The sequence below is a fragment of the Ferviditalea candida genome (assembly GCF_035282765.1).
In the GTDB taxonomy this organism is placed as follows: domain Bacteria; phylum Bacillota; class Bacilli; order Paenibacillales; family KCTC-25726; genus Ferviditalea; species Ferviditalea candida.
Genome location: NZ_JAYJLD010000045.1, coordinates 1 through 22,222, shown reverse-complemented (window position 1 = coordinate 22,222; position 22,222 = coordinate 1). Strand labels below are relative to the sequence as shown.

Annotated in this window: 21 protein-coding genes and 1 pseudogene; 20 read left to right on the top strand and 2 right to left on the bottom strand. The window is 50.4% G+C overall.

All coding sequences use genetic code 11. The features are described 5' to 3' along the window. The first annotated feature begins 105 nt into the window (after window positions 1-105). From VF724_RS18985 to VF724_RS18955, 7 genes are all read left to right on the top strand, one after another. A complete protein-coding gene (locus tag VF724_RS18985) occupies window positions 106-948 on the top strand; it encodes a dioxygenase family protein (protein ID WP_371755820.1) in 843 nt (280 codons plus the stop codon). Further along, the gene (locus VF724_RS18980; RefSeq protein ID WP_371755819.1) at window positions 945-2,096 is read left to right on the top strand and encodes an iron-containing alcohol dehydrogenase family protein; all 1,152 of its coding nucleotides are present in this window, start codon (window positions 945-947) and stop codon (window positions 2,094-2,096) included. Before VF724_RS18985 ends, VF724_RS18980 begins: the two co-directional genes overlap by 4 nt. Before the next feature lie 44 nt (window positions 2,097-2,140). Continuing rightward, complete coding sequence (locus tag VF724_RS18975) at window positions 2,141-2,806, top strand: CoA transferase subunit A (RefSeq protein WP_371755818.1); 666 nt, start codon at window positions 2,141-2,143, stop codon at window positions 2,804-2,806. Further along, window positions 2,799-3,458 (top strand): 3-oxoacid CoA-transferase subunit B, encoded by a 660-nt coding sequence (locus VF724_RS18970; RefSeq protein WP_371755817.1) that lies wholly within the window; start codon window positions 2,799-2,801, stop codon window positions 3,456-3,458. Before VF724_RS18975 ends, VF724_RS18970 begins: the two co-directional genes overlap by 8 nt. Further along, window positions 3,454-4,653 (top strand): thiolase family protein, encoded by a 1,200-nt coding sequence (locus VF724_RS18965; protein WP_371755821.1) that lies wholly within the window; start codon window positions 3,454-3,456, stop codon window positions 4,651-4,653. The genes VF724_RS18970 and VF724_RS18965 overlap by 5 nt, the downstream gene beginning before the upstream one ends. Before the next feature lie 52 nt (window positions 4,654-4,705). After that, window positions 4,706-5,941: an MFS transporter gene (locus tag VF724_RS18960; RefSeq protein WP_371755816.1), complete on the top strand. Its 1,236-nt coding sequence runs from the start codon at window positions 4,706-4,708 to the stop codon at window positions 5,939-5,941. A 168-nt stretch (window positions 5,942-6,109) separates the two neighbouring features. Next, window positions 6,110-8,035 (top strand): XylR N-terminal domain-containing protein, encoded by a 1,926-nt coding sequence (locus VF724_RS18955; protein WP_371755815.1) that lies wholly within the window; start codon window positions 6,110-6,112, stop codon window positions 8,033-8,035. A 99-nt stretch (window positions 8,036-8,134) separates the two neighbouring features. Here the strand turns inward: VF724_RS18955 and VF724_RS18950 are convergent, their stop codons facing one another. Both VF724_RS18950 and VF724_RS18945 read right to left on the bottom strand, forming a co-directional pair. Further along, window positions 8,135-8,968, bottom strand: coding sequence for a fumarylacetoacetate hydrolase family protein (locus VF724_RS18950; RefSeq protein WP_371755814.1), 834 nt, complete (start codon window positions 8,966-8,968; stop codon window positions 8,135-8,137). Then, window positions 8,965-9,330, bottom strand: a complete 366-nt coding sequence (locus tag VF724_RS18945) for a carboxymuconolactone decarboxylase family protein (protein WP_371755813.1) — start codon at window positions 9,328-9,330, stop codon at window positions 8,965-8,967. The genes VF724_RS18950 and VF724_RS18945 overlap by 4 nt, the downstream gene beginning before the upstream one ends. Window positions 9,331-9,504: 174 nt before the next feature. Here VF724_RS18945 and VF724_RS18940 point away from each other — a divergent pair, with 174 nt between their 5' ends. From VF724_RS18940 to VF724_RS18880, 13 genes and pseudogenes are all read left to right on the top strand, one after another. Further along, window positions 9,505-10,437: a VOC family protein gene (locus VF724_RS18940; protein WP_371755812.1), complete on the top strand. Its 933-nt coding sequence runs from the start codon at window positions 9,505-9,507 to the stop codon at window positions 10,435-10,437. 43 nt (window positions 10,438-10,480) lie between these two features. Further along, window positions 10,481-11,941 carry a 4-hydroxyphenylacetate 3-hydroxylase family protein gene (locus VF724_RS18935; RefSeq protein ID WP_371755811.1) on the top strand — a complete coding sequence of 487 codons (1,461 nt, stop codon included), beginning with the start codon at window positions 10,481-10,483 and terminating at the stop codon, window positions 11,939-11,941. 59 nt (window positions 11,942-12,000) lie between these two features. Continuing rightward, window positions 12,001-12,789, top strand: coding sequence for an acetoacetate decarboxylase family protein (locus tag VF724_RS18930; protein WP_371755810.1), 789 nt, complete (start codon window positions 12,001-12,003; stop codon window positions 12,787-12,789). A 32-nt stretch (window positions 12,790-12,821) separates the two neighbouring features. Continuing rightward, complete coding sequence (locus VF724_RS18925) at window positions 12,822-14,285, top strand: aldehyde dehydrogenase (RefSeq protein ID WP_371755809.1); 1,464 nt, start codon at window positions 12,822-12,824, stop codon at window positions 14,283-14,285. Continuing rightward, entirely contained in the window at window positions 14,282-15,517 is a 1,236-nt protein-coding gene (locus VF724_RS18920; RefSeq protein ID WP_371755808.1) for a cytochrome P450, read from the top strand. Before VF724_RS18925 ends, VF724_RS18920 begins: the two co-directional genes overlap by 4 nt. Before the next feature lie 28 nt (window positions 15,518-15,545). Continuing rightward, window positions 15,546-16,901, top strand: a complete 1,356-nt coding sequence (locus VF724_RS18915) for a glutamine synthetase family protein (protein ID WP_371755807.1) — start codon at window positions 15,546-15,548, stop codon at window positions 16,899-16,901. Window positions 16,902-16,967: 66 nt separating this feature from the next. After that, entirely contained in the window at window positions 16,968-17,840 is an 873-nt protein-coding gene (locus tag VF724_RS18910) for a fumarylacetoacetate hydrolase family protein (protein WP_371755806.1), read from the top strand. A gap of 31 nt (window positions 17,841-17,871) precedes the next feature. After that, window positions 17,872-19,353, top strand: coding sequence for an APC family permease (locus VF724_RS18905; RefSeq protein ID WP_371755805.1), 1,482 nt, complete (start codon window positions 17,872-17,874; stop codon window positions 19,351-19,353). Window positions 19,354-19,392: 39 nt separating this feature from the next. Further along, the gene (locus VF724_RS18900; RefSeq protein ID WP_371755804.1) at window positions 19,393-20,109 is read left to right on the top strand and encodes a GntR family transcriptional regulator; all 717 of its coding nucleotides are present in this window, start codon (window positions 19,393-19,395) and stop codon (window positions 20,107-20,109) included. A gap of 52 nt (window positions 20,110-20,161) precedes the next feature. Further along, window positions 20,162-20,473, top strand: a complete 312-nt coding sequence (locus VF724_RS18895; RefSeq protein ID WP_371755803.1) for a Rieske (2Fe-2S) protein — start codon at window positions 20,162-20,164, stop codon at window positions 20,471-20,473. Window positions 20,474-20,509: 36 nt separating this feature from the next. Continuing rightward, on the top strand, window positions 20,510-21,268 hold the full coding sequence (locus tag VF724_RS18890; RefSeq protein ID WP_371755802.1) for a class II glutamine amidotransferase: 759 nt from the start codon (window positions 20,510-20,512) through the stop codon (window positions 21,266-21,268). A 435-nt stretch (window positions 21,269-21,703) separates the two neighbouring features. Next, entirely contained in the window at window positions 21,704-21,817 is a 114-nt protein-coding gene (locus tag VF724_RS18885) for a 3-hydroxyacyl-CoA dehydrogenase NAD-binding domain-containing protein (protein ID WP_371755801.1), read from the top strand. After that, window positions 21,808-22,106: pseudogene (locus VF724_RS18880) on the top strand (3-hydroxyacyl-CoA dehydrogenase family protein); the annotation flags it as partial. The gene VF724_RS18885 and the pseudogene VF724_RS18880, both read left to right, overlap by 10 nt. Window positions 22,107-22,222 lie beyond the last annotated feature (116 nt).

The following is a 22,222-nucleotide window of genomic DNA, read 5'->3' as shown; positions in this document are numbered from 1 at the left end:
AATCACTTGGTTTGGAAACTCATCTAGGCCCATTACAGTTGTCAAGATCAACTGGAAATTCGCTTTAATCAAGCGTCTAAACATACTATACGAGGAGGAGAAAGTATGGATCAACGATTAAGTGAGGTAACGACGAAGCTGGTGCAGCAGCTTCAGTTGTTTATGGAGGAGTCCCGGATCACAGAAACTGAGCTTAGCAAGGCGCTTCAATTATTAACAGAAGTCGGTCAGCACAATGAGTTCCAGCTATTGTCCGACGTATTGGGGATTTCCGTCCTGGTCGACAATATCACGCACGGAGTTGAATCGGACGGTATAGTAACAGATCATAATGTATTAGGTCCGTTATATCGTGAAGAAGCACCGTTCATGGAGCTTCCGGCCGTAATCTGCCGTGAAGATGAAGAGGGAACGCCTTTGTATATTTCCGGCCAAGTGATTTCGGCAGCGACGGGCGCCCCGTTGGCCAATGCCATTGTTGATGTTTGGCAGGCCAATGAAAAAGGGTATTACGAGAATCAGGATGAGGATCAGCCGGATTTTAATCTTCGGGGAAGAATGAGGACCGATGAACAGGGCAGGTATGAAATTCGCACGATCGTGCCCGGTCCTTACGATATTGCCAAAGGGGGCCCCGTCGGACGGTTGCTTCATGCTCTGGGGAGACACGACTGGAGGCCGGCGCACATTCACTTCAAAGTGTCCTGTGAGGGGCATGTTCCCTTGACAACGATGCTGTTCGTCCCTGGGGATCCTTACCTTGGGTCTGACGCCATCGGGGCGGTGAAGCATTCGTTGATCATGAATATGGAACGGCATGACGATCCTGAACAAATTCAAGAGCGGGGGTTAAACAAGCCGTTTTGCACATGCAGATATGATTTCAAGCTGAAACAGCCTCAGTCGGTTGGAAAGCCGAAGTTGGCTTCAGAAGGGTCCGCTTTATGACATCATTCCAATATTTGTTTTTAGCCCAAGAAGTGATATTCGGACCCGGTTCGCTGGGAAATTTGAAAAATATAGTGGACCGCTACGGGTGGAAGCGCTTGATGATTTGTACGACCCCCAGCATGCTGTCGCGACAAGAGTTTGCCGCCTTCTGCGAAAATCTGTCCGATCGTCTGGCGGTCGTTTATGGAACGGTTCGCCCGCACGTCCTTGAAGCTCAACTGTCAGAGGCATTGGAGTTAGCCAAAAAGAAAGGCGTCGATGCCGTTATCGGGATGGGTGGCGGCAGTCCGATCGGAATGGCCAAAGCGATCAGCCACACCCTGGAACAGGAAACTCAAGAGATCGGACGGAGCTCGCTGCCGACAGACCAACCGCGTGTTCCTGTCATTGCGGTACCTACTACCTATGCCGGGTCGGAGATGACTCCGGTCTATGGGGTTACCCGCCTGCAAAACGGGGTGATCCGAAAGGTCACCGTTAAGGATGCGAAGGTGACTCCCAAGGTAACTTTGTATGATCCCGAACTGACGTTAACTCTTCCCCCTTCCATAACAGCCGGGACAGGAATGAATGCGGTCGCCCACTGCATTGAGGCGCTGTATTCCATAAGCAAAAACCCTCTGTCCACAGCCGCAGCCTATCACGGCTTGCAATTGATTTCCCGCTCGCTTGTCAGATGCGTCAAGGCGGGCGATGATTTGGAGGCGCGAACGGAAATGATGCAGGGCGCGTTTCTGGCCGGGGGGGCACTTTCCAACGTGGCCATGGGCTTGCATCACGGCATCTGCCACGTGCTTGGAGGGACAACGGGAATTTCCCATGGGGATGCGAACAGTGTCATGCTTCCGCATGTTATCCGGTTCAATTTGGATACGGCCCCGCATGAATTGGCTATGGCGGCGGAAGCCATCGGAGTCAAGCGGGACGGTTCAAGCCCGGAGGCTGCAGCGATTGCGGCGGCGGATCAACTGGAGCAATGGGCTCAGGAGATGGGTATGCCCCGAAGGCTGCGAGAACTGGGAGTGGGCAATAATCAGCTCCCCGAACTGGCCGAATTAGCTTATAAAAACCAAACGGTTCATAACAATCCGAAGAAAATCACAGATAAGGAGCAGCTGCTGGAACTGCTGGAGCTGGCATGGTAGCAGGACGGGACACGTTGCGGTTTGGCAGGAAGGGGAGAACTGAATTGAAAAATAAAATCATTTCCAAAGAGAAAGCAATTTCCCGTATCCGAGAGGGAATGACGCTGATGGTAGGAGGGTTCGGTCTTGTTGGTTCGCCGCTTGAGCTTATTGATGAACTGCGCATGCAAGGAACCGGAGGGCTCACGGTCATCAGCAACAACCTTGGAGAACCGGGAAAAGGGTTGGATCTGGTCCTGCAGAACGGCCAAATCAAAAAGGCCATCGGCTCTTATTTCACGAGCAATCCGAATGTGGGGATTCGCTTCGCTGCCGGTGAGTTGGCGATCGAGCTGCTTCCTCAAGGAACATTTTCCGAAGCCATCCGCGGCGGCGGGGCCGGCATCGGCGGATTTTATACGCGATCGGCTGCGGGAACCCTGCTGGCGGATGGCAAAGAGACGAGAACTATAGACGGGGAAACGTATGTTTTTGAAAAAACGCTCCATGCCGACGTGGCACTCATTCGGGCTTACCGCGCAGATACCTTGGGCAATCTTATATACCGAAAGACCGCTCGAAACTTCAATCCGGTGATGGCCACAGCTGCAGACTTGGTGATCGTCGAGGTGGAAGAAATTGTGGAGCCGGGTCAGCTGGACCCTGAGTCGATCGTTACGCCGCATCTGTATGTGGATTATTTGGTGAGAAGGGGTCGGAGTCATGATTGATGTCAAAGACATGATAGCACAGCGTGCAGCCAGAGAACTGCAGGACGGGGACATCATCAATTTGGGGATTGGCATTCCAACGAGGGTGGCAGATTTTATTCCTGAAGGATTGAACGTCTTCCTGCATACGGAAAACGGACTCCTGGGAGTGGGGCCTACACCCGAACGACATGAGACTGACCCGGATCTGGTGAATGCGGGAAAAATGCCGGTAACCGAAACAACAGGAAGCAGTTTTTTCTCCAGTGCCGACTCGTTTGCGATGATTCGCGGAGGACACATTGATGTGGCCATTCTCGGAGCGCTTCAAGTGGACGCGCTGGGGCGGGTATCTAACTGGTCGGTTCCGGGGCAAAGCATCATCGGAGTCGGTGGAGCGATGGATTTGTTGACTGGCGCCAAGAAAGTGGTGATTACAATGAATCATACGACGCGGGAAGGCGAATCGAAAATCGTTGAAACCTGCAGTTTGCCGTTGACCTCCCTGCGAAAAGTAGACGTGATCATTACCGAATTGGCTGTATTTAACGTAAGCCGGCAGGGACTGACGCTGATCGAATTAATGCCCGGGGTCACTTTGGAGGAAGTGAAAGAACGCACAGCCGCCGGATTTCAGATTGGATTAAAAGGAAGGGGGGATGAATTTGATTAATGATGTTTGGATCGTTGAGTATGTCCGGACATCCATCGGAAAGCAGGGGGGCGGGCTGAAGCATGCAAGACCCGATGATTTGGCTGCGTTAGTTATTCAAAACGCGATTGAGCGGGCAGGTGTTTCTCCGTCCGATGTGGACGAAGTGATCATGGGCTGTGCCAACCAGGCGGGAGAAGACAACCGCAACGTCGCCCGTATGGCGCTTCTGCTCGCCGGTCTGCCGGAACATGTTCCCGGCGTTACGGTTAACCGTCTGTGTGCGTCAGGGTTGGAAGCCTTCATTCAGGCGGCTCGCGCCATCGCATTGGGGGAGATGGATATGGTCATTGCCGGCGGAGTGGAAAGCATGACCCGAGCACCGTTGGTGCTTCCCAAACCGGATCGCGAGTTTGCCCGAGGCAATCAGGTGATGTGGGACACGACGCTTGGTTGGTGGATGGGGAATCCTCGGTTTCCATACCCGTTGGAGAGCATGGGAGAGACAGCAGAGAATGTAGCTGAACAGTACGGCGTTTCCCGGGAAGAACAGGATCAGTTTGCGTATGAAAGCCAGCAAAAAGCTTTCCAGGCTCAAAATGCAGGCTGGTTTCGTGGAGAGATCGTCCCCGTTCCTATCTGGAATGGGAAAGGTGAAGAGTTTCTGTTAGTGGATGACGAACATCTCCGGCCCGAGACGACGATGGAATCATTGGCCCGATTGAAGCCGATTTTTCGGGATAACGGCACAGTCACAGCCGGCAACGCATCGGGAATCAATGACGGAGCGTCAGCCCTTTTGCTTGTTTCCGAAAAGAAAGCGAGAGAACTGAATCTTCGGCCGATGGCCCGCTATGTCAGCGCAGCCGCGCACGGGGTAAGTCCGCGGATCATGGGAATCGGTCCCGTAGGAGCAACACGCAAGGCGTTATCAAAGGCCGGACTTTCTGAAAAACAGATCGATTGGGTTGAAATCAACGAAGCATTTGCCTCCCAATCGGTTGCAAGTATAAGGGAGCTTGGTATCCCGATGGAGAAAGTGAATCCTCACGGGGGAGCGATAGCGTTAGGTCACCCGTTGGGATGCTCCGGGGCCCGAATCATAGGCACACTGGCCCGGCAGTTGCAGCAGACCGGATCCCGATACGGGCTGGCAACCTTGTGCGTAGGAGTGGGACAGGGGGTGGCTGCCATTATCGAACATGTTGAAAATTAGAGATGAGTGTTCAAATTTCGAAAAATATCATTTTGTTGAGAGGGGTATAAGTATGAACAAGAATATATTAAAAACGTGGGATGCATCTTATGAGTGGAAAGCGGTTACATTGTTGACGATAGGCTTTGGCCTTGTCGGATTGGATCGTTGGATTATCGCGCCATTGTTTCCCGTCATGATGAAAGATTTAAATTTGGGTTACGCGGACCTTGGCAACATTGTTGCCGCACTTGGGATAGCATGGGGGATTTTTGCGATAATTATGGGCGGTCTTTCGGATAAATTCGGTCGCCGCAGAATCATGATTCCCGCCATGGTTGTATTTTCAGCTTTATGCGGTTTGACGGGTGTTGCATCCGGCCTGATGAGCCTGCTGTTTGTCCGTGCTCTGATGGGAGTTTTTGAAGGCGCTTTTTGTCCGACGAGCATTGCATCGACCTCAGAAGCTTCCAAACCAAGCAGGCGCGGATTTAATATGGGGCTTCAACAAAGCACATTTGCTTTATTCGGACTTGGATTTGGGCCGATCATTGCCACTCAGCTGTTAAATGTGGTTCCTTCCTGGCATTGGGTATTCTTCCTAGTGGCCGTACCGGGTTTAATCATTGCTTATCTTCTGTTCCGTGTCATTCGTGAGCCTGTGCATATTGAGCAAAAGACTGAAAGGAAATCATGGCTTGAATTGTTGCTCTACCGCAATGTGATTTTGGCCACTTTCGGTTTGTTCGGGACGATGACCGGAGTATTTGTGATCAGTGCCATGCTGCCCAACTATTTGACGGATTATTTGAAATTAAGCATTCCGGAGATGGGCTTTGTTACATCCGCAATCGGGTTTGGCGGTTTTGTAGGGTATATCGCCATACCGGCGTTGTCGGACCGACTGGGGAGAAAAACCGTATCTATTATCTCATTTATTCTGGCAATCGTATTTTTATATTTGTTTAAAGGTGTGGGCAATTCGCCAATGCTCCTTTTTCTGTTATTGTTCATGGCTACTTTGTTCATCTTTGGCTGCCTCTGCCTTTTGGCGGGACCCATTGTTACTGAAGCGGTTCCGGCCTCTCTGATCTCATCTGCAGCGGGCATTCCTATCGGATTTGGCGAAATCTTCGGCGGAGGAGTCATGCCGTCTGTTGCAGGATACGTTGCCCAAAACTTTGGGATTGATAAAATCCTGTTTTTGGCGATCGGCGGATTAGTAGTAGCGCTTATTATCAGTTTCTTCCTTCATGAAACGGCTCCGGTCAAAATAAAGATTACTAAGGAAGCGGCAGAGGTCGGATAATTAGAGCTTGGTAATTGGAAGTTTTGTGTATTAAAATAGTCAATATATCAGATAAATCAAAAAATTATAAATGTTAGCGTCAGCGTATCGGATGGTGAGGACGAAAGGGGAGAAATGTTATTGAAAGTTCAAGGAGCTTTTTCGCTTCAGAAAAAGGAGGCAATTAAGTTGGGCGAACCACAATCCCCCCAAAGCGTGCTTGATTTGCTGACTTACCATCCCGGACAAATTCTGATGAAAAATGAACGCTTTGTTCTTGTCAACGCCAACGCCCTGGGTACACTTCGCCAAGATCTGCTTTCAACTCTGGGAAGAGACAGGGCCAAAGGTTTCTTGCTGCGTTACGGATGGTCCTGCGGATACAATGACGCACTTTCGGTTAAACAGCAGTATCCCGGGTATTCGGTTTATCAATGGCTTCAGCAGGGCCCTAATCTCCATATGCTGGAGGGCGTTGTACACGTAGAGTTAACCAAGCTGGAGCTCGATCAACAAACCGGAGCTTTCCATATGGAGGGGATTTGGACCAACTCTTATGAGGTTCAGCAGCATTTTCAACATTTTGGACTGGCGGAAGATTCCGTCTGCTGGACGCTGCTGGGCTATGCCGGAGGATTTTCCACCGGCCTGTTCGGGCGGCAGATTATCTATAAGGAGCTGTCCTGCGTGGGCCGCGGGGACTCATATTGTCACTTTCTCGGCAAAACCGTCGAGGAGTGGGGGGACGAGGTCTTGTCGGAACTTCCCTTTTATAGTGAAGCGAAAATTGCCGAGGAACTGGAGGAGGCCCACGATCGGATACAGCAGCAGCATCATCTGCTGACGCAAATCATCAATATCAATGAACAATTGAACCGTTTGATATTGGCCGGTTTTGACCGTACGGTGATCTTAGAAACGATAGGGAAGATGATGGCAGCTCCCGTCATCCTGGAGGACCGGCATTTTAAGCCGCTTGCCTGGTGGCTGACTCCGGATGAATCGGAGGGTTTGGATGCTTATCTCATACATACTCAAATGTCGAAGAACCAGAATATCAAAAAGAAGCTGCAAACGATGAAGCGGGAAAAAGCGGGAATAGATCTCACGGTAGAGGAAGACAATGTGACCTGGGAGCGCTCCATGGCACCCATCGTGCTGGGTGAAGAAGTGGTAGGATATCTGTCCATTCTTCACTCCGAAGGAACAAACGTGGAACTGAGACGAATGATCACCAAACGAGCTGCGGCCGTAATCGGGTTTGATTTGCTCAAGGAGCAAACTGCGTTGGAGACGGAGCATCGGTTAAAGGGCGAGTTTATGGAGGAGCTGCTGTCCGGAGATTCCCCGATCAAATCTTTGGTGAACCGGGCGCATTATCTAGGTTATGACTTGCAGCGTCATCAGCGGTTTTTACTCATCAGCATGGATCGCGCATGCTTGGAGAACCAATACGAGAAAGATGAGGCGTCGGCCATACAACTCCGTAAACAGCTGTTCGAATCAGCACGTTCAGCAGCGAACATGTTTGCCAAAGGAAGCCTGGTGGTTCAACGGCCTGAAGGAATTGCAATATTGATTTATGATGATGGCCTGTCGCCGAATACCTTGGCGCAGAATATTTCCCGCAGACAGAAAGAGGTTCTGCAAGAACTGACCATATCGATCTTCATCAGCCGGAAAGTAACGTCCATGGAGGATCTGCGCACAGCGTACAACGAATGTAAAAACGCGCAGCAGGTCATGTCCCGATTAGGCAAAAACGAGCTGGTTTTGTCCGTGGACGAAATGCAGGTCTTCGATCTTTTGTATGCGGGAAATGCGCAAAATTCACTTCAGGCTTATGCTGCTCGGCAATTGAAAAAGCTGATTGACTATGATCATGCGCATAACGGGCAGCTTATTCAAACTCTGTATATGTATCTGACCCATGAATGCAATTTTCAACATACCGCAAGGGCGATGAATCTCTCCCTCAGCGGCCTGAAGTACCGTCTTCAGCGGCTGCGCGAGGTGGGAAACGTTGACCTGGAGAATCCGGATACTCGTTTCGATCTGCAATTGGCTATCCGAATCTTGCTGACCAGTGGCACAATTTCCCTTAATCATGCATAAAACGGCAGGATAACATTGAACTTCAACGATTATAAGCACTTCAATAAACTGTTCCAAAGGGTATCCGGCGATGGATACCTTTTATGCTGCGCTTTTCGTTTATTTTTCTTCGACGACAGAATTTCTAAGAGTGCCGACGCCTTCCACATAAACCTCCACTATGTCTCCTTCATGAAGATATCGGCGAGGATTGCGGCTGTCTCCAACACCGCCGGGAGTACCGGTCGCAATCACATCTCCAGGGTAAAGCGTCATGCCGGAAGAGCAATACATGATAATATCCTCGACAGGGAAAATCAAGTCCCGGGTGTTGGCATCCTGCATGACCTCGCCGGAAACTGTGGTGCGGATCTGGATATTGGCCAGGTCAACATCTTTGGCGGAACGGATGCAAGGGCCCATTGGCGCAAACGTATCAAAGCTTTTTCCGAGAGTAAATTGGCGAAGCGGGGTTTCAAGCTGCGCTCTCCGTCCCGATACGTCGTTGAAAGCGGAAATGCCGCCAACCGCAGCACGAGCTTCTTCGCGAGTCGGTCTGTAGACTTTTTTACCGATGACAATGGCCAATTCACCTTCGTAGTCCGGACGGGTTTCTTCCTTCGGAATAACGATATCTGCTTCGGGTCCGATCAGTGCGGATGGAAATATCGAAAAAACAACCGGAACCGCCGGTACGTCAAGCTCGGATTCATCGGCATGACTGCGGTAATTCAGGCCGATTGCAACAATTTTTCCCGGTTGGACGGGGTGCAGCAATTGAATTTGATCGGTCGGGTATTCTGTTCCGGAAGTATCGGACAGCATTTCCCAAGCCTCTTCAGTTGGAACAAAACCCTCATGGCCAGACGTGCCGCAATCACGGACCGTTCCATTGTCATTTAAGCAACCGATTCTCGTATTTCCATTCTTATCAACAAATCTTACAGCTTTCATTGGATTGCCTCCTGTTCGTCACGAAGTACTTTCATAGCGTTGACTGCACGCGGCGTTCCCGCGTATGGCAGTGTTTGAAGAATCATTTCCTCGATTTCCTCATAGCTGACGCCGATGGCTCTAAGAGAGCGAATGTGCGCTTTTACCTGCGGTTCACATCCCCCCAACGTGATCAAAACAGAAAGAATGATGACCTCGCGTTCACGGACAGTCAGCTTATCTCTGCAATGAATGTCCCCGAAAGCAAAATCAACTATGTACGTCCCCAGATCGCCCATACGGGCAAGAAACGCCTCGCCGCCAGGCTCATCATCCAGCTCTGCAAGCCTGGCCAGACCTCGTTCATGCCGATTGTCGGACATAATGGAATCCCTCCCTATGATTCATTGTATGGCAAGAAAAAAGCATGAGTATTTTTTGGAAAATGTATTGACCAAATTGTATACGATATATATTATACATATTATAAATAAAAATTCAAATTAATCTGAATATAAAATTAATTTGGATTAATTGTACTTTAGAGGAGGGAAAAAATGAAAGCGATTCAATTGAGACGAATCAGTCATGTCGGGTTGCGGGTAGCAGATTTGGAGGAGGCTTCGAGGCGTTGGCAAATTCAATTCGGTCTTTCTCTCAGAGAACGCACTTCGACACACGCGTTCCTTCATTGCGGTTACGAATCCTACTCTCTTGAGTTGATGGAAAGCGGCAATCCGGGATACGACCATACCGCTTATGAACTTTCTGCCGAAGTATCCATATCGGACGCTGCCGAATACTTGGAATCGAAGGCGATTGCCTATCAAACTGAGAATGGCTCCCTTCATTTGCAAGATGCGGAAGGCAATAAAGTGGAAATTGTTCCATATGCCGCTTCCAGCGATCTGCGTCCGGACGTGGCGAGAAGTACGAAAATTTTACCGGGTTTTCGTCCGCGAAAGCTGGGCCATGTCAATTATCTGACAGGAAAATTGCGGGAGCAGGTGGAGTTTTATACCGATATTCTTGGAATGAAAATTACCGACAAGCTTGGAACGGAAGGGATCTGGCTGCATATCAACGCGGATCATCACGTAATGGCATTGGTCAATAAAGGGTATCCGCATATTCATCATTTCGCTTTGGAGATGGTCGATTGGGGGGAGCTGCGCGTCGCCTTCGACCATTTGGCACAGCACGGACGCTGGTTGGCATGGGGGCCTCTCCGGCATGGTCTGGGCCGCAATTTGAGCGGTTATGTGCGAATTCCGGAAGAAGGCTGTTTTGTGGAAATCTTTTGCGATATGGAACAGCTCGAGGAAGGCCACGTTCCGCGTGAATGGCCGGATAATGCGCATTCATCAAATGTTTGGGGAATCTTACCCCCACGCTCCTACTTCAGATTCGATGAAGCCGCAATTCGGTCGGAAAAAGAGGGGCTGGAAGCGCAGGGCATTCCGCTTGCGCCTCTGGAGGTATCCAAATAATTTTTATGAAAATGACCATGAATGAAGGAGGAGACCTAGACCTATGAGCACGGATCAACGAGTAAAGGTAGCCGCCCGTACCGGAAAACAGTTTTTGGAAGGCCTAGCGAGCCAGAAGCGGGAAATTTGGTTGGACGGAGAAAAAATCACAAATCCGCTTGAGCACGAACAATTGGCTTTGGCGGCAAAGTCCATGGCTCGAATCTATGATTTTCAACATGAGCATGCAAGCGACTTGCTGGCGTCTTCTCCCGATGACGGAAGTTTGGTGAATGCCACGCATATTATTCCGAGATCGCGCGAGGATTTGATCCGCCGCCGCAAAGCAATTGAAATGACCGCGGCATTGTCCGGCGGAACGATGGGACGCACGCCCGACTATTTGAATGTCACTTTTGCTTGTTTTGCCGGAAGATCCGATGTTTGGGCGCGCAGAAACAACGAAACTGGGGCAGCCAACATCGTCAATTATCAAAAGATCATGCGGGATCGGGATTTGTCAACGACACATGCGCTGATGAACCCGCAAGTAGACCGTTCGAAACCAGAGGCCGAACAGGCGATGGGAGAAGTGTCTCTCCACAAGGTGGGTGAAACCGATGACTCGATTATTGTTCGCGGCGCGCGGATGCTGGCCACGCTTGCCACCTATGCCGATGAGCTGACCGTCTATCCCGGATCGGATTTGCGGACCGTGGATAAGCCGTACGCCTTATCATTCGCCCTTCCTGTCGGAACTCCGGGTTTGAAATTTGTCTGCCGCGGCACTTACGCCAAGACCAAAGATCCGTTCGACTATCCGCTTTCCCACCGATTTGACGAAATGGACGCCATGGTTATTTTTGACGATGTGGAAGTGCCTAAAGACAGAGTATTTCTGGACGGGGATACGGTCGGGTATTCCGAGGTCATCACCGATACCGGATGGCGCGGCCACATCATGCATCAGGCCTTTACGAGAGCTTATGTCAAATTGTCGTTTGCATTTGGATTGGGCCATGTCATTGCCAATGCAACCGGCGTCGTCAAATTTGACCATATTCAGGAAAAGCTTGGTCAAATGTGGAATATGGTGGAACTGACCCGATCCGCCATTACCGCTGCCGAAGCAGGTGCGACTCCGGACGAACAGGGAGTATGGTGTCCCGACGACCGTCCGTTCCTGGCGCTGCGCGGCGAAATGCCCAAATGGATGCCCAAGGCCAATGAATTGCTGCAGTTGATTGGCGGAGGCGGATTCATGCTTACACCGTCCCGTGCGGATGTCAACGGACCTTTGAAAGAAGATATCGCCAAATATTTTCAAGCCGCGGGAGCCGATGCGGAGCGGAGAATCCGGCTGTTCCGCCTGGCCTGGGATTTTGTCGGCTCCGAGCTCGGAGGACGCGGCGAATTGTACGAACGTTTCTATCTTTCCGATTCCTGGCGCATGACATCACTTGCTTATAAAATCGCAAACAAGGATTTTGCTACCTCTCTGGTTGAACAATTTTTGAAAGATTAAGGGCTCGCGATGAGATTAGTTCCACTTTCATCGCGATTCCTAAAATGGAGGAAGAATTTATGCTGAAAGGATATTCTGTTCCCAGATCGCCCGAGGGCAGGGCCGCTTTGGTGCCTTCGCCTCCATGGCATTATGCCGGAGATTTTCTCGTCATCGAATACTGGACCGATGCCGATGCGGTGGCGGCCGTTTTGCCGCCGGGCTTGGCCCCCTATCGGGAAGACCCCGGCCGGTGTGCGGCGCTCTTCGTTGATTGGCAGTCCTGCAGCTCCGATCAATCGGAGCTGATGGATCCGGTAAGATCGCAATATAAAGAATTTTTCATTGTTGTGAATGCGCTCTATAAGGGTGAGCCGGTAACGTATTGTCCATATATTTGGGTTGATCGGGATTTCGCGCTTGCGCGCGGATGGATTCAGGGATTTCCCAAAAAGCTGGGCTCCATTCACATCACCAGATCATTCAATGTTCCGTCCGCAGCATCGCCGAAAATTGAAAAAGGCGGTCGCTTTGCGGGCACGTTGGCTGCCAATGACCGGCGTCTGGCCGTCGGAAGCGTGACCTTGGAAAAGCCGAGCGCAGTCGGACCGACGCATAATGATCCGCCGATCATGAACGTGCGGTATTTTCCCAGACTGTCGAGCGGCCAGCACGACAATCCGGCTGTCAATGAATTGGTTCGCGCCCGCAGCCGGGACCGGGCCGTCAGCGAGATATGGGAAGGAACGGCCGAGCTGGAGCTCATGTCCGCGCCGAATGAGGAACATACGGCGTTGTCTCCGGTAAGGATGGGGAAAGGATTTCGTCTTTCATTTGCTTACACCGTTGACGATTTGGAAACATGTTGAGTGCTTATCGATAGATTGGAGGCTTGAAGAAGGTGCCCATAAATCGTGAAATGCTAAGATCGATGAATATTTCCGAGGATCATTACATTGGAGGAAAGCGAATCGCAAGCACCGACAGATTTGAAGTCCGATCCCCGCTGGATTGGTCGGAACCGATCGCAAATATGGCGAGAGGAACCGCGGAAGATGCCGACCGTGCCGTATCGGCAGCAAGGCAAGCATTTCCGGAATGGGCTTCATTGAGTGCGGCGGAACGTGGAACCTACCTGAGAAGGCTTGCCGATCTGATCGAAAGAAATACGGATCGCATCGCCGAGACTGAATGTCTGGATGTGGGGCTGCTGTTGCGCTCGTTAAAAGCCCGTCTGGTCAATAGGGGGGCGCACAATTTTCGCTATTATGCGGAATTGGCGGAAAATTACGAGGAAAGGACTTGGTCCTCCAAAGGAACGGTAAATCGTGTGATGCGTATGCCGGCAGGCCCTGCAGTCATTATTACGCCGTGGAATGCGCCGTTTATGCTTTCCACCTGGAAAACGGCTCCCGCGCTGGCTGCCGGTTGCACGGTCGTTCTGAAACCGCCGGAATGGGCACCGCTTTCCTGTTCCATTCTCGCAAGCTTGGCCGACGAGGCGGGACTTCCTCCGGGAGTTTTCAATGTGATTCAAGGCATCGGCGAGGAGGTCGGGGCCGCGCTTGTCCGCCACCCCGATGTGCGCCGGATCGGTTTTACGGGTTCTCCGGAAACCGGACGCTTCATTGCGCATGCCGGAGCGGGAAATTTGGTGCCGATTACGGCCGAGCTCGGCGGAAAAGGTCCGTTTCTGGTCTTTGAGGACTGTGATATCGAGGCTGCGGCAGAGAAGGCCGCGCTACAGTATGACGACGCCGGGCAAGTGTGCTTGGCAGGGACCAGGCTGCTTGTTCAGAAATCTATTTATGACAATTTTGCAAGCGCTTTCTTTAAATATACGGATGCCCATGTGTTGGGAGATTCGAGGGAAGACCATACGACGGTGGCGCCGTTGATTCATCCCGACCACCTTCAGCGCGTGGAAGGTTTTGTAGAGCGGGCGCGGGCGAATGGAGACAAGATTGTCAGGGGCGGACACAGAACGTCAATCGGCGGCTTGTGGTATGAGCCCACCTTGATTGAACCTAAAAGCAATGAATCGGAAATTGTGCAAAATGAGGTTTTCGGGCCGGTGCTGACGATCCAAACATTTGAAAATGAAGAGGAGGCCATAGCGCTGGCGAATTCCACCAAATACGGCTTGTCGGCCATCATCTACACCGCGTCGGCAGAGCGGGCCGAGCGTGTGGGAAGAGCGGTTCGGGCCGGCACCGTATGGACCAACTGTTTTCTGGTGAGAGATTTGTCCGCGCCGTTCGGGGGAACCGGAATATCCGGAATCGGCCGTGAAGGCGGGGACTACGCGCTTGATTTTTATTCCGATCTGAAGACCTTTCAAGTCAAGGAGGGGACAACCGAATGAATACGCTGGAAATCAATCTGGAGAACGAAGCGTTCGAGCAATCCGTCCCGCATGAAACGTTCGCGTACTTGCGAAAGGAATCTCCATTGCATTGGTATGATTGGAAACAGGGTAAAGGATTTTGGTGTCTTACCCGGCATGCGGACATCACCGAGACCTTGAAAAATTGGAGACAATATTCTTCTGAATTGGGCGGAGCCAATCTGGAAGATTTGGATGAAGAGCAGCTGGCCGCCCGCAAATCGATGCTGGAAACCGATCCGCCGCGCCATACGAGGCTGCGGGGAATTGTCAGCAAGTGGTTCACACCGAAATCGGTGGAGCAGTATGAAACGCTTGTCAGAGCATTGACCAAAGTGATTTTGGATGAAGCGTTTCAGCATGAGGAATTTGATTTTGTCGAGGAAATCGCCGCGCGTTTGCCCATTCAAGTATTGGCCCGTATTTTGGGTGTTCCGAATGAAGATACGTCCAAGCTGATCGCATGGGGCGACAGCATGATCGGCAACAGCGATCCGGATTTGACCGATGTGGTGTGGGGAACTCCGGAATCGGAAAAATACCGCATGTACCCTTTTCGCAGTCCGGCTGCGCTTGAAGTATTCGATTACGGACATTGGATGGCCGAAAAACGCCGTCAAAGTCCGGAAGACGATCTGGTGACCAAACTCATCCATTCCGAGATTGACGGCGAACGGCTCTCGGAGAGGGAATTCGACACGATGTTTCTTTTGCTGGTTGTGGCCGGAAACGAAACGACCCGTCAGGCGATTGCGCATGGACTGCATGCGTTCATCGAAAATCCGGATCAAATTGCGCGATTGCAGCAGGACCCGTCATTGATGCCTTCCGCGGTAGAGGAAATTCTGCGATGGGCATCTCCGGTGCTTCATTTCAGGCGAACGGCAGTCACAGACACGGAATTGTACGGGAAAACGATTCATGCCGGGGACAAAGTGGTGATGTGGTTTGCTTCGGCCAATCGGGATGAAGCGGTGTTCGAGGACCCGTTTCGTTTTGATATCGCCCGCTCTCCCAATCCCCATTTGGCTTTCGGTCAAGGCGGTCCGCATGCGTGTCTCGGTTCCTATCTGGCCCGTTTGGAAATCAAGGTCATGTTTGAGGAATTACTGCCGCGTCTGCACAACTTATCCTTGAACGGAAGTCCTGTCAGAATGCGGTCCAATTTTACGAATGCCTTGAAGCAAATGCCGGTTCGGCTGTCAAAATAGAATACTAAAGGAAGTGTGGTGTTGTACCATGTTAACTTCTGAAAAAATCGATGACAAAGAACGGTTAAACGTTTTAAAGCAGCAGGGAGTGAAATTTGTTCGTTTGCAGTTTTCGGATTTGCATGGGATTTCCCGCGGCAAGGTGTTTCCGATTTCAGAAATGGAGCGCTTGCCGGAGCACGGAATCGCTTTTGCCGGGGCAGTCATGACTGTAGATCTTCGACACAATGTGGTTGCGGGGTTTGAAACCGGTCTTCCCGATATCATCGCCCGTCCCGATCTTTCCACGCTGGTTCAATTGCCTTGGGAACCGGAAGCGGCATGGTGCATTGCCAACCTTGAAAAGCCGGTTAGCGGGATGCCGTTTGACGTAGATTCCAGAAATGCCTTGAAACAAGTGATCAAAAGATACGAAAAGATCGGTTTGTCGCCCGTTGTCGGACCGGAGCTTGAGTTTTACTTGTGCAAACAGGATGGGGAATCGCCGGAAGGCTTGAAGCGTTATCTTGATAACGACTCTCATGTGTATACGACAGGCAGTTTCACGGATCCGCAGGGCATTTTGGAGTATTTGCTCGAGAATGCGGCTCAGCTTGGACTCAAAGCTTATGCGGCGAATCACGAATACGGCAGAAGCCAGTTTGAAATCAATTTGAAGCATTCGCTTGCGATGGATTCGGCTGACCGGGCGTTCTTATTCAAAACGATGATCAAAGAATTGTCAGCCCGCAAAGGCTTGCTGGCCACATTCATGGGAAAACCGTGGAACGATGATGAAGGCTCGGGGATGCATCTGCATATTTCGCTCGCGAGGAAGGACGGCTCAAATGCGTTTTGTGATCCGCAAAAACCGGGAGTTCTAACCGATCTCGGTCTCCATTTTGTAGCCGGCGTTTTGTCGCGATCCGTAGCTTTGACGCCATTGCTTAACCCCACGGTCAATTCGTACCGCAGAATCAATGCCAAAGCGTTGGCTCCCACAAGGGTAAATTGGGGATATGACAATCGCTTTACATTGGTCCGGATTCCTAATGAAACAGGAGCTGCGACACGTGTGGAAATTCGTTCGATGGACGGTACGGCAAACCCGTATCTGGCTTATGCAGGACTTCTCCTGGCCGGCTTGGAAGGGATCGAAAAGAAGATGCAGCCGCCAAAAGCGATCGAGGGCTTCCTTTATGGCTTGCCCGAGGAAGAACAGGGGACGCCGTTGCCTACCAGTCTGCAGGAAGCTTTGGCAGCTTTGGAGCAGGATGAAGAACTGAGAAACGATTTGGGCAGCGAAATCACCGACACATTCATCGTCATCAAAAAATATGAGCTGGATCGATACAATCAGTGGGTCAGCGATTGGGAACTCAGGGAGTACGCTCATCATCTCTGATTGCCGATTGCGGAGGACCGGCATAAAGGACTCCATGCATGAATCTTTGAGAAAGGAAGTAAAAAAATGAAGCGCGCAAAAATTCTGTACGATGGCGAGCCCGTTTGGGGAATTGTGGAAGGCAAATGGATCAAACTGGACAATGAGAAGCGGGTTTCGGTTTTGGAGGCATCCTATCTTCCCCCCGTGAATCCTTCGAAAATTATCGCTGTCCATTTATCCTATCGAAGCCGGACAGTGGAATACCAAATGAAGCAAACCCCGCCTTATCCATCTTACTTCATGAAGCCGCCAAGTTCCTTGTCCCACCATGGAGCGGCTGTAAAAAGACCCAAGGGGTGTAGATTTTTAAATTATGAAGGTGAAATCGCAATCGTGATCGGCAGGAAATGCCGCAATGTCAGTATAGATGATGCGCTTTCTTATGTAGCCGGTTACACGGTTGCAAATGATTGGGGATTGCATGACTTTCGCCACGCAGACCGCGGTTCGATGTTTCGGGTAAAAGGACAGGACGGCTATTGTCCGATCGGCCCTTTTATCGTAGATGCCCGGGATGTGAATCCGGACAACATGAATATACGAACCTATGTCAACAATGTCGTTGTACAGCAAACGAACACCGGAAGCGATCTGCTGTTTTCTTTTGCATATATGATCGCGGACATTGCCAGATTCATCACGCTTGAACCCGGAGACGTTTTGCTTAGCGGAACACCTGCAAATTCCCGGCCTGTGGAAATCGGCGACATCGTGGAAGTCGAGGTGGACGGCATCGGAAGATTGACGAACACAGTCGTTGAAGCGGATGAAGAGGTTGAGCTTGTCGGGGATCCGCCGAAAATCAGCGAAGCCACACTTCACGTTGCTTTGACCATTTCCGAGGAAGAGGCAAAGGAGCAAATCGGCAAATCAAACGGAAAGGGATTTATTCAATGAAAAGGATTGTAATCCTGGAAGGAGATTGACAATGGAAAACCAAGAACATTTGGGAAAACGCACGTTAACGTTTGTACATGCGGTGGGGCAAGCATTGGCAATCGGACCGATCTTCTCCGCCGGACTTTTGACAAGCTTGATCGCGGTCGTCTCCGGTTACAGCACGCCGCTGGCCGTACTCTTGGGCAGCATCGGCGCGATCGGCTTGGCTTTCATCATCGGTGTCTTTGCCAAGCGATATGCCGGAGCCGGCGCCATCTATGAATATTTGACTTTAGGTGCAAATCCTTCTTTCGGCATCTTCTCGGCAGGCCTGTATTTTATCGGGTCGCTGTTCCTTGGCGGTGGAGGAATCTATATCGCGCTCGGCTTCTTTTCATCGGCGTTTGCCGAATCCTATTTGGGCATGAGTATTCCTTTCTGGCTATTGGGCGCCATTATTTTGCTGATCGTATTTTTGCTGAATCACTACGGTGTTCGCCTTGCCATTCGCGGCGTCCTGATCCTTGCCTGCATTTCCGCCATTCCTTTCATTTTGCTCTGCATCGTCATCATCGCTTCAGGCGGTGCCGACGGAAATACATCGGCTGTATTTACAACCCGAGGGACGTCGATAAATGGCATTTTTTACGGTATACTGTTTGCTGTAACGTTATTTATCGGTTTTGAAGCCGCCGCATCCATTGCTGAAGAATCCCACATGCCGAGAAAATCGATTCCGGTGGCGGTCATTACCGCGGTTGTGGTGTCAGCGCTGTTTTACATATTGGTTACCTATGCGGCGGCCATCGGCTTTGGTCATGCGGAAATCGACAAGGGTGCCTGGGCCAACGCCGCCAATCCGATTGCGTCGCTGGCCGAACAATATGTGGGTTATTGGCTTGCAGTTGTTATCGATTTGGTTATAATTTTGGATATGATATCCGTAGCCATTGCCATTATGGTCACCTGTTCTCGGGGCTTCTTTGCCTTGTCCAGAGACCATTTGCTGCCGAAATGGATATCCAAAACCTCCCGTCACGGCACTCCCCTTGCGGGTAATCTGATCGGGGTCGGATTTTCCGCCATTTTGCTGATTTGGGCGGCAGTGGCCCGTTGGGGTCAAGCAGGATTGCCCGATGCGCTTCAATCCTTCTTTATTACGACAGCAGTAGGCAGTTACCTGATCGAATTGATTTATTTGTTCCTGGCTGTTGCTGCTCTCCGTCTTGTATGGAAGGACTATCAATTTCAAGCCAAACATTTATGGAGATACGTTGTGATTATTCTCGGCCTGTTAACGCCAATCCTCGCATTTCGCGGTTCGATCGTGCCTTTTCCGGAATATCCGAACAGCTTGGCCGTTTACATTGCCTTGATCATCATCGCTTTAGTGGCCGTTTGGACGATCGGCATGAATATCTATGCCAGCGATAAAGTCAAAAATGCCGCGCTGCATGGACTGGAAACAGATATAAATGCGGGAGATCAATTGATATCGGACAAAGGTTCAGGTGAGAACGTGACCGTTTGACCGGTGAATCATAAAAATGGAATCAAGGAGCGGATAGGAGTGAAAAATCATCTGTTTTCAGGGGATTCGGGATTCAATACACAAAATAACAAAGAGTCCCCGTTTCCGCAAATCGAGATCAAAAGCGCAACGGAAGTGGTATACAGAGAACTCTTAAAGGCTATTCTTAATGGAAAGTTCGAACGAGGCAGCCTTTTGCGGCAGGGTGAATTGGCTGAAAGTTTCGGTGTTTCGCGAACTCCTTTGCGTGAAGCGCTGATGAGACTTGCTTCCATGGGATTGGTGCATATCGAATCCAACCGCGGATTTCGCGTGGCAAGCTTGGATTTCGGCAACATGCAGCATGCATGGAGGTCGCGCATTTTTATCGAGTCAGGCGCAGCCCGCCTTGCGGCGAAAAACGCCGATGACCGCTCGCTCGAGAAGATGCGTCTCTCCGTACAGCGCCAATATGAAGTGACGCATGACCTGCAGGAAAGCTTGATCGTCAATCGGGATTTTCATTTGGCGTTGGTAGCCGCATCCGGAAATCCATATCTCGTCAAGTTTGCCGAGATGCTTTGGAGCTTTGATCTTGCAGCGCCGATATTCGGTCCACAGGCGTCGGGCCCCAAGGAACTGACTTCTTGGGCGGATGAGCATCTGGAAATCCTGAATGCCGTCATTTCCGGAAATGAGCAATTGTCTGAAGAACTGACACGCAAGCACATTTCCAATTATCCGCCTCAAGCCAGCGTTCAAAAATCGATAAAATAAGCGAACGGTCACAAATGCAACGAAGAAGGTCAGTCGGAAGGGAGTTTAAAGGATGGATTCATTTATACCTCTGTGTAAAGCTGACGAGCTTCCGATCGGCGAAATGAAAGCGTTTACGGTAGGGAATCGGCGTATTTTGCTGGCAAATGTCTCCGGAACCTACTATGCGATGGATGGGGAATGCACTCATGAATGCGGATATTTGGATGAGGGGGATCTTGAAGAGGATACGGTCGTATGCCCTATTCATTTTGCCCGTTTTTCCATTATCACCGGAAAAGTGCTGGAAGGCCCCGCCGAAGAAGATGCGGTCTGCTACAAAGTGGAAGTTCGGAATGGCACTGTGTTTGTAAGTTTTAAATAAGTATATATTCATAATCTTCGGAGGTGGAGAGTCTGAATGTGTCGATTGATAGCTTTTGCCTCGCGGGAACCAGTAAACTTCCATGATCTGATCGGCGATTCGTTTCAGGATTTCGTCGAGCTTTCGGAGCGGCATCGGGACGGCTGGGGCTTTGCCTGGCTGAATGAAGCCAACGAGCTGCAAGTTGTCAAGGCGCCCGAGGAAGCAAGAAGGAGCGGATCGTTCCGGTTTCAGGCTGAAAACGTGCGGGCCAGAACCATGATCACGCATCTGCGTTGGGCCTATGGAGAGGGAATGAACGTTTGTGAGGAGAATACGCATCCCTTTTTAAAGAACGGCGCCGCCTTTGAGCACAACGGGACCATGAATGACTCCCGGCGGCTTCTCCAAATCGTTCCTCAGCACCTGCGGGATCTCGACGGCAATACCGACAGCGAGGTCATGTTCCGGGTCATTCTTTCTTTTTACGAACAAACAGGATCTATGGAAGAAGCGATAGAAAAAACGCTTCTGGAAATCAAAAACGGATATACCTTCACCGGCTTGAATTTTCTGATGCTCACAAAAGAAAAGCTGTACGCCGGCTGTGCTTTTCATCCGGGAACGCCTCTTCTGAAAGAAGAGCCCGATTTGTACGATCTGCATTATTCCATTCAGGATCGGCATATCATCATCGCTTCCAGTCAATGGCCGAAGGCCGGGGAATGGCCGATGCTTGCAAACGGGGAAATCCTGTCGATTGATTGCAAGAGTTTGGAAACGGCGACATGGAAAATTAATGGCTGGAATTTCTGAATAACTTCTTCTATAAACCCCTTTATGCTATAAAGGCTGATCTTCCACATCAACACCGTACAAGAATTTCATCGACCGTCACCTGTTCGAAGCCCTTTTCTTTGAATAATTCAAGAGAAGTTGAATAATAGTCATAAAATGACTCTTGGTCATTATAATAATTCCATGATTAAATCCTGTTAATCGTTTTTGCCTTACAAAGGATTAATCAGAAGAGCAAGGAATACTTTGTCATATGGCAGAATCAGGCTTGCAATGTGCAATCAAGGGTATCCGGCGATGGATACCCTTGATTTACGTTCGGTTTTCCGGAAATAAAAGCCTCATATGTCCGCGAATAACAAAAAGTAAAATAATTTTCGTTTTTCGCAGACATTGGTTATCTATCAGAAAAATCGTAAAATTAAATCAGAAAGCGCATTGGGATCGGGAGCTATGGGGGGTGGATTCGCCCATCTGGCGGCATCGAAAGGGTTTCAAGTCATCCTTTGGGATATGAACGAAACTTTGTTGAGCAAAGCGATGGACCGTATCGATGATTTATTGTGAATCGGATCATGACCGTGCAGTTCATCGAGGCCATTCGTCTGGTGGAGGAGGGAGTTGCCTCCATTGAAGATATCGACAAAGCGTGACGATCGGCTTGAATTATCCGATGGGGCCGTTCACCTTGCAGGACTTTGGCGGGGCGGATTTGGGACTGCGCGTCATGGACTATTTTTATGAAGAATTTAAAGACGACCGATATGCCGCGCCCCAATTGCTCAGACGTTTGGTCGGAGCGGGAAGGCTGGGCAGGAAAACCGGAGCCGGCTGGTACGATTATGATCAGCATTGATCGGCATTGATAAATCGCATAAGGAGCTATTCCTGTAATGAATTAAAATGCGGTTTGCAAAACAAAAAGCGCCTCCTGTATGCTGGGTCATGGAATGCTGTACATTCACTGCCCTA

Coding starts and splice junctions, on each gene's coding strand:
- VF724_RS18985 (WP_371755820.1), top strand. CDS start 106: ATGGATCAACGATTAAGTGAGGTAACGACGAAGCTGGTGCAGCAGCTT.
- VF724_RS18980 (WP_371755819.1), top strand. CDS start 945: ATGACATCATTCCAATATTTGTTTTTAGCCCAAGAAGTGATATTCGGA.
- VF724_RS18970 (WP_371755817.1), top strand. CDS start 2,799: ATGATTGATGTCAAAGACATGATAGCACAGCGTGCAGCCAGAGAACTG.
- VF724_RS18960 (WP_371755816.1), top strand. CDS start 4,706: ATGAACAAGAATATATTAAAAACGTGGGATGCATCTTATGAGTGGAAA.
- VF724_RS18950 (WP_371755814.1), bottom strand. CDS start 8,968: ATGAAAGCTGTAAGATTTGTTGATAAGAATGGAAATACGAGAATCGGT.
- VF724_RS18945 (WP_371755813.1), bottom strand. CDS start 9,330: ATGTCCGACAATCGGCATGAACGAGGTCTGGCCAGGCTTGCAGAGCTG.
- VF724_RS18940 (WP_371755812.1), top strand. CDS start 9,505: ATGAAAGCGATTCAATTGAGACGAATCAGTCATGTCGGGTTGCGGGTA.
- VF724_RS18935 (WP_371755811.1), top strand. CDS start 10,481: ATGAGCACGGATCAACGAGTAAAGGTAGCCGCCCGTACCGGAAAACAG.
- VF724_RS18930 (WP_371755810.1), top strand. CDS start 12,001: ATGCTGAAAGGATATTCTGTTCCCAGATCGCCCGAGGGCAGGGCCGCT.
- VF724_RS18920 (WP_371755808.1), top strand. CDS start 14,282: ATGAATACGCTGGAAATCAATCTGGAGAACGAAGCGTTCGAGCAATCC.
- VF724_RS18915 (WP_371755807.1), top strand. CDS start 15,546: ATGTTAACTTCTGAAAAAATCGATGACAAAGAACGGTTAAACGTTTTA.
- VF724_RS18910 (WP_371755806.1), top strand. CDS start 16,968: ATGAAGCGCGCAAAAATTCTGTACGATGGCGAGCCCGTTTGGGGAATT.
- VF724_RS18905 (WP_371755805.1), top strand. CDS start 17,872: ATGGAAAACCAAGAACATTTGGGAAAACGCACGTTAACGTTTGTACAT.
- VF724_RS18895 (WP_371755803.1), top strand. CDS start 20,162: ATGGATTCATTTATACCTCTGTGTAAAGCTGACGAGCTTCCGATCGGC.
- VF724_RS18890 (WP_371755802.1), top strand. CDS start 20,510: ATGTGTCGATTGATAGCTTTTGCCTCGCGGGAACCAGTAAACTTCCAT.
- VF724_RS18885 (WP_371755801.1), top strand. CDS start 21,704: ATGGGGGGTGGATTCGCCCATCTGGCGGCATCGAAAGGGTTTCAAGTC.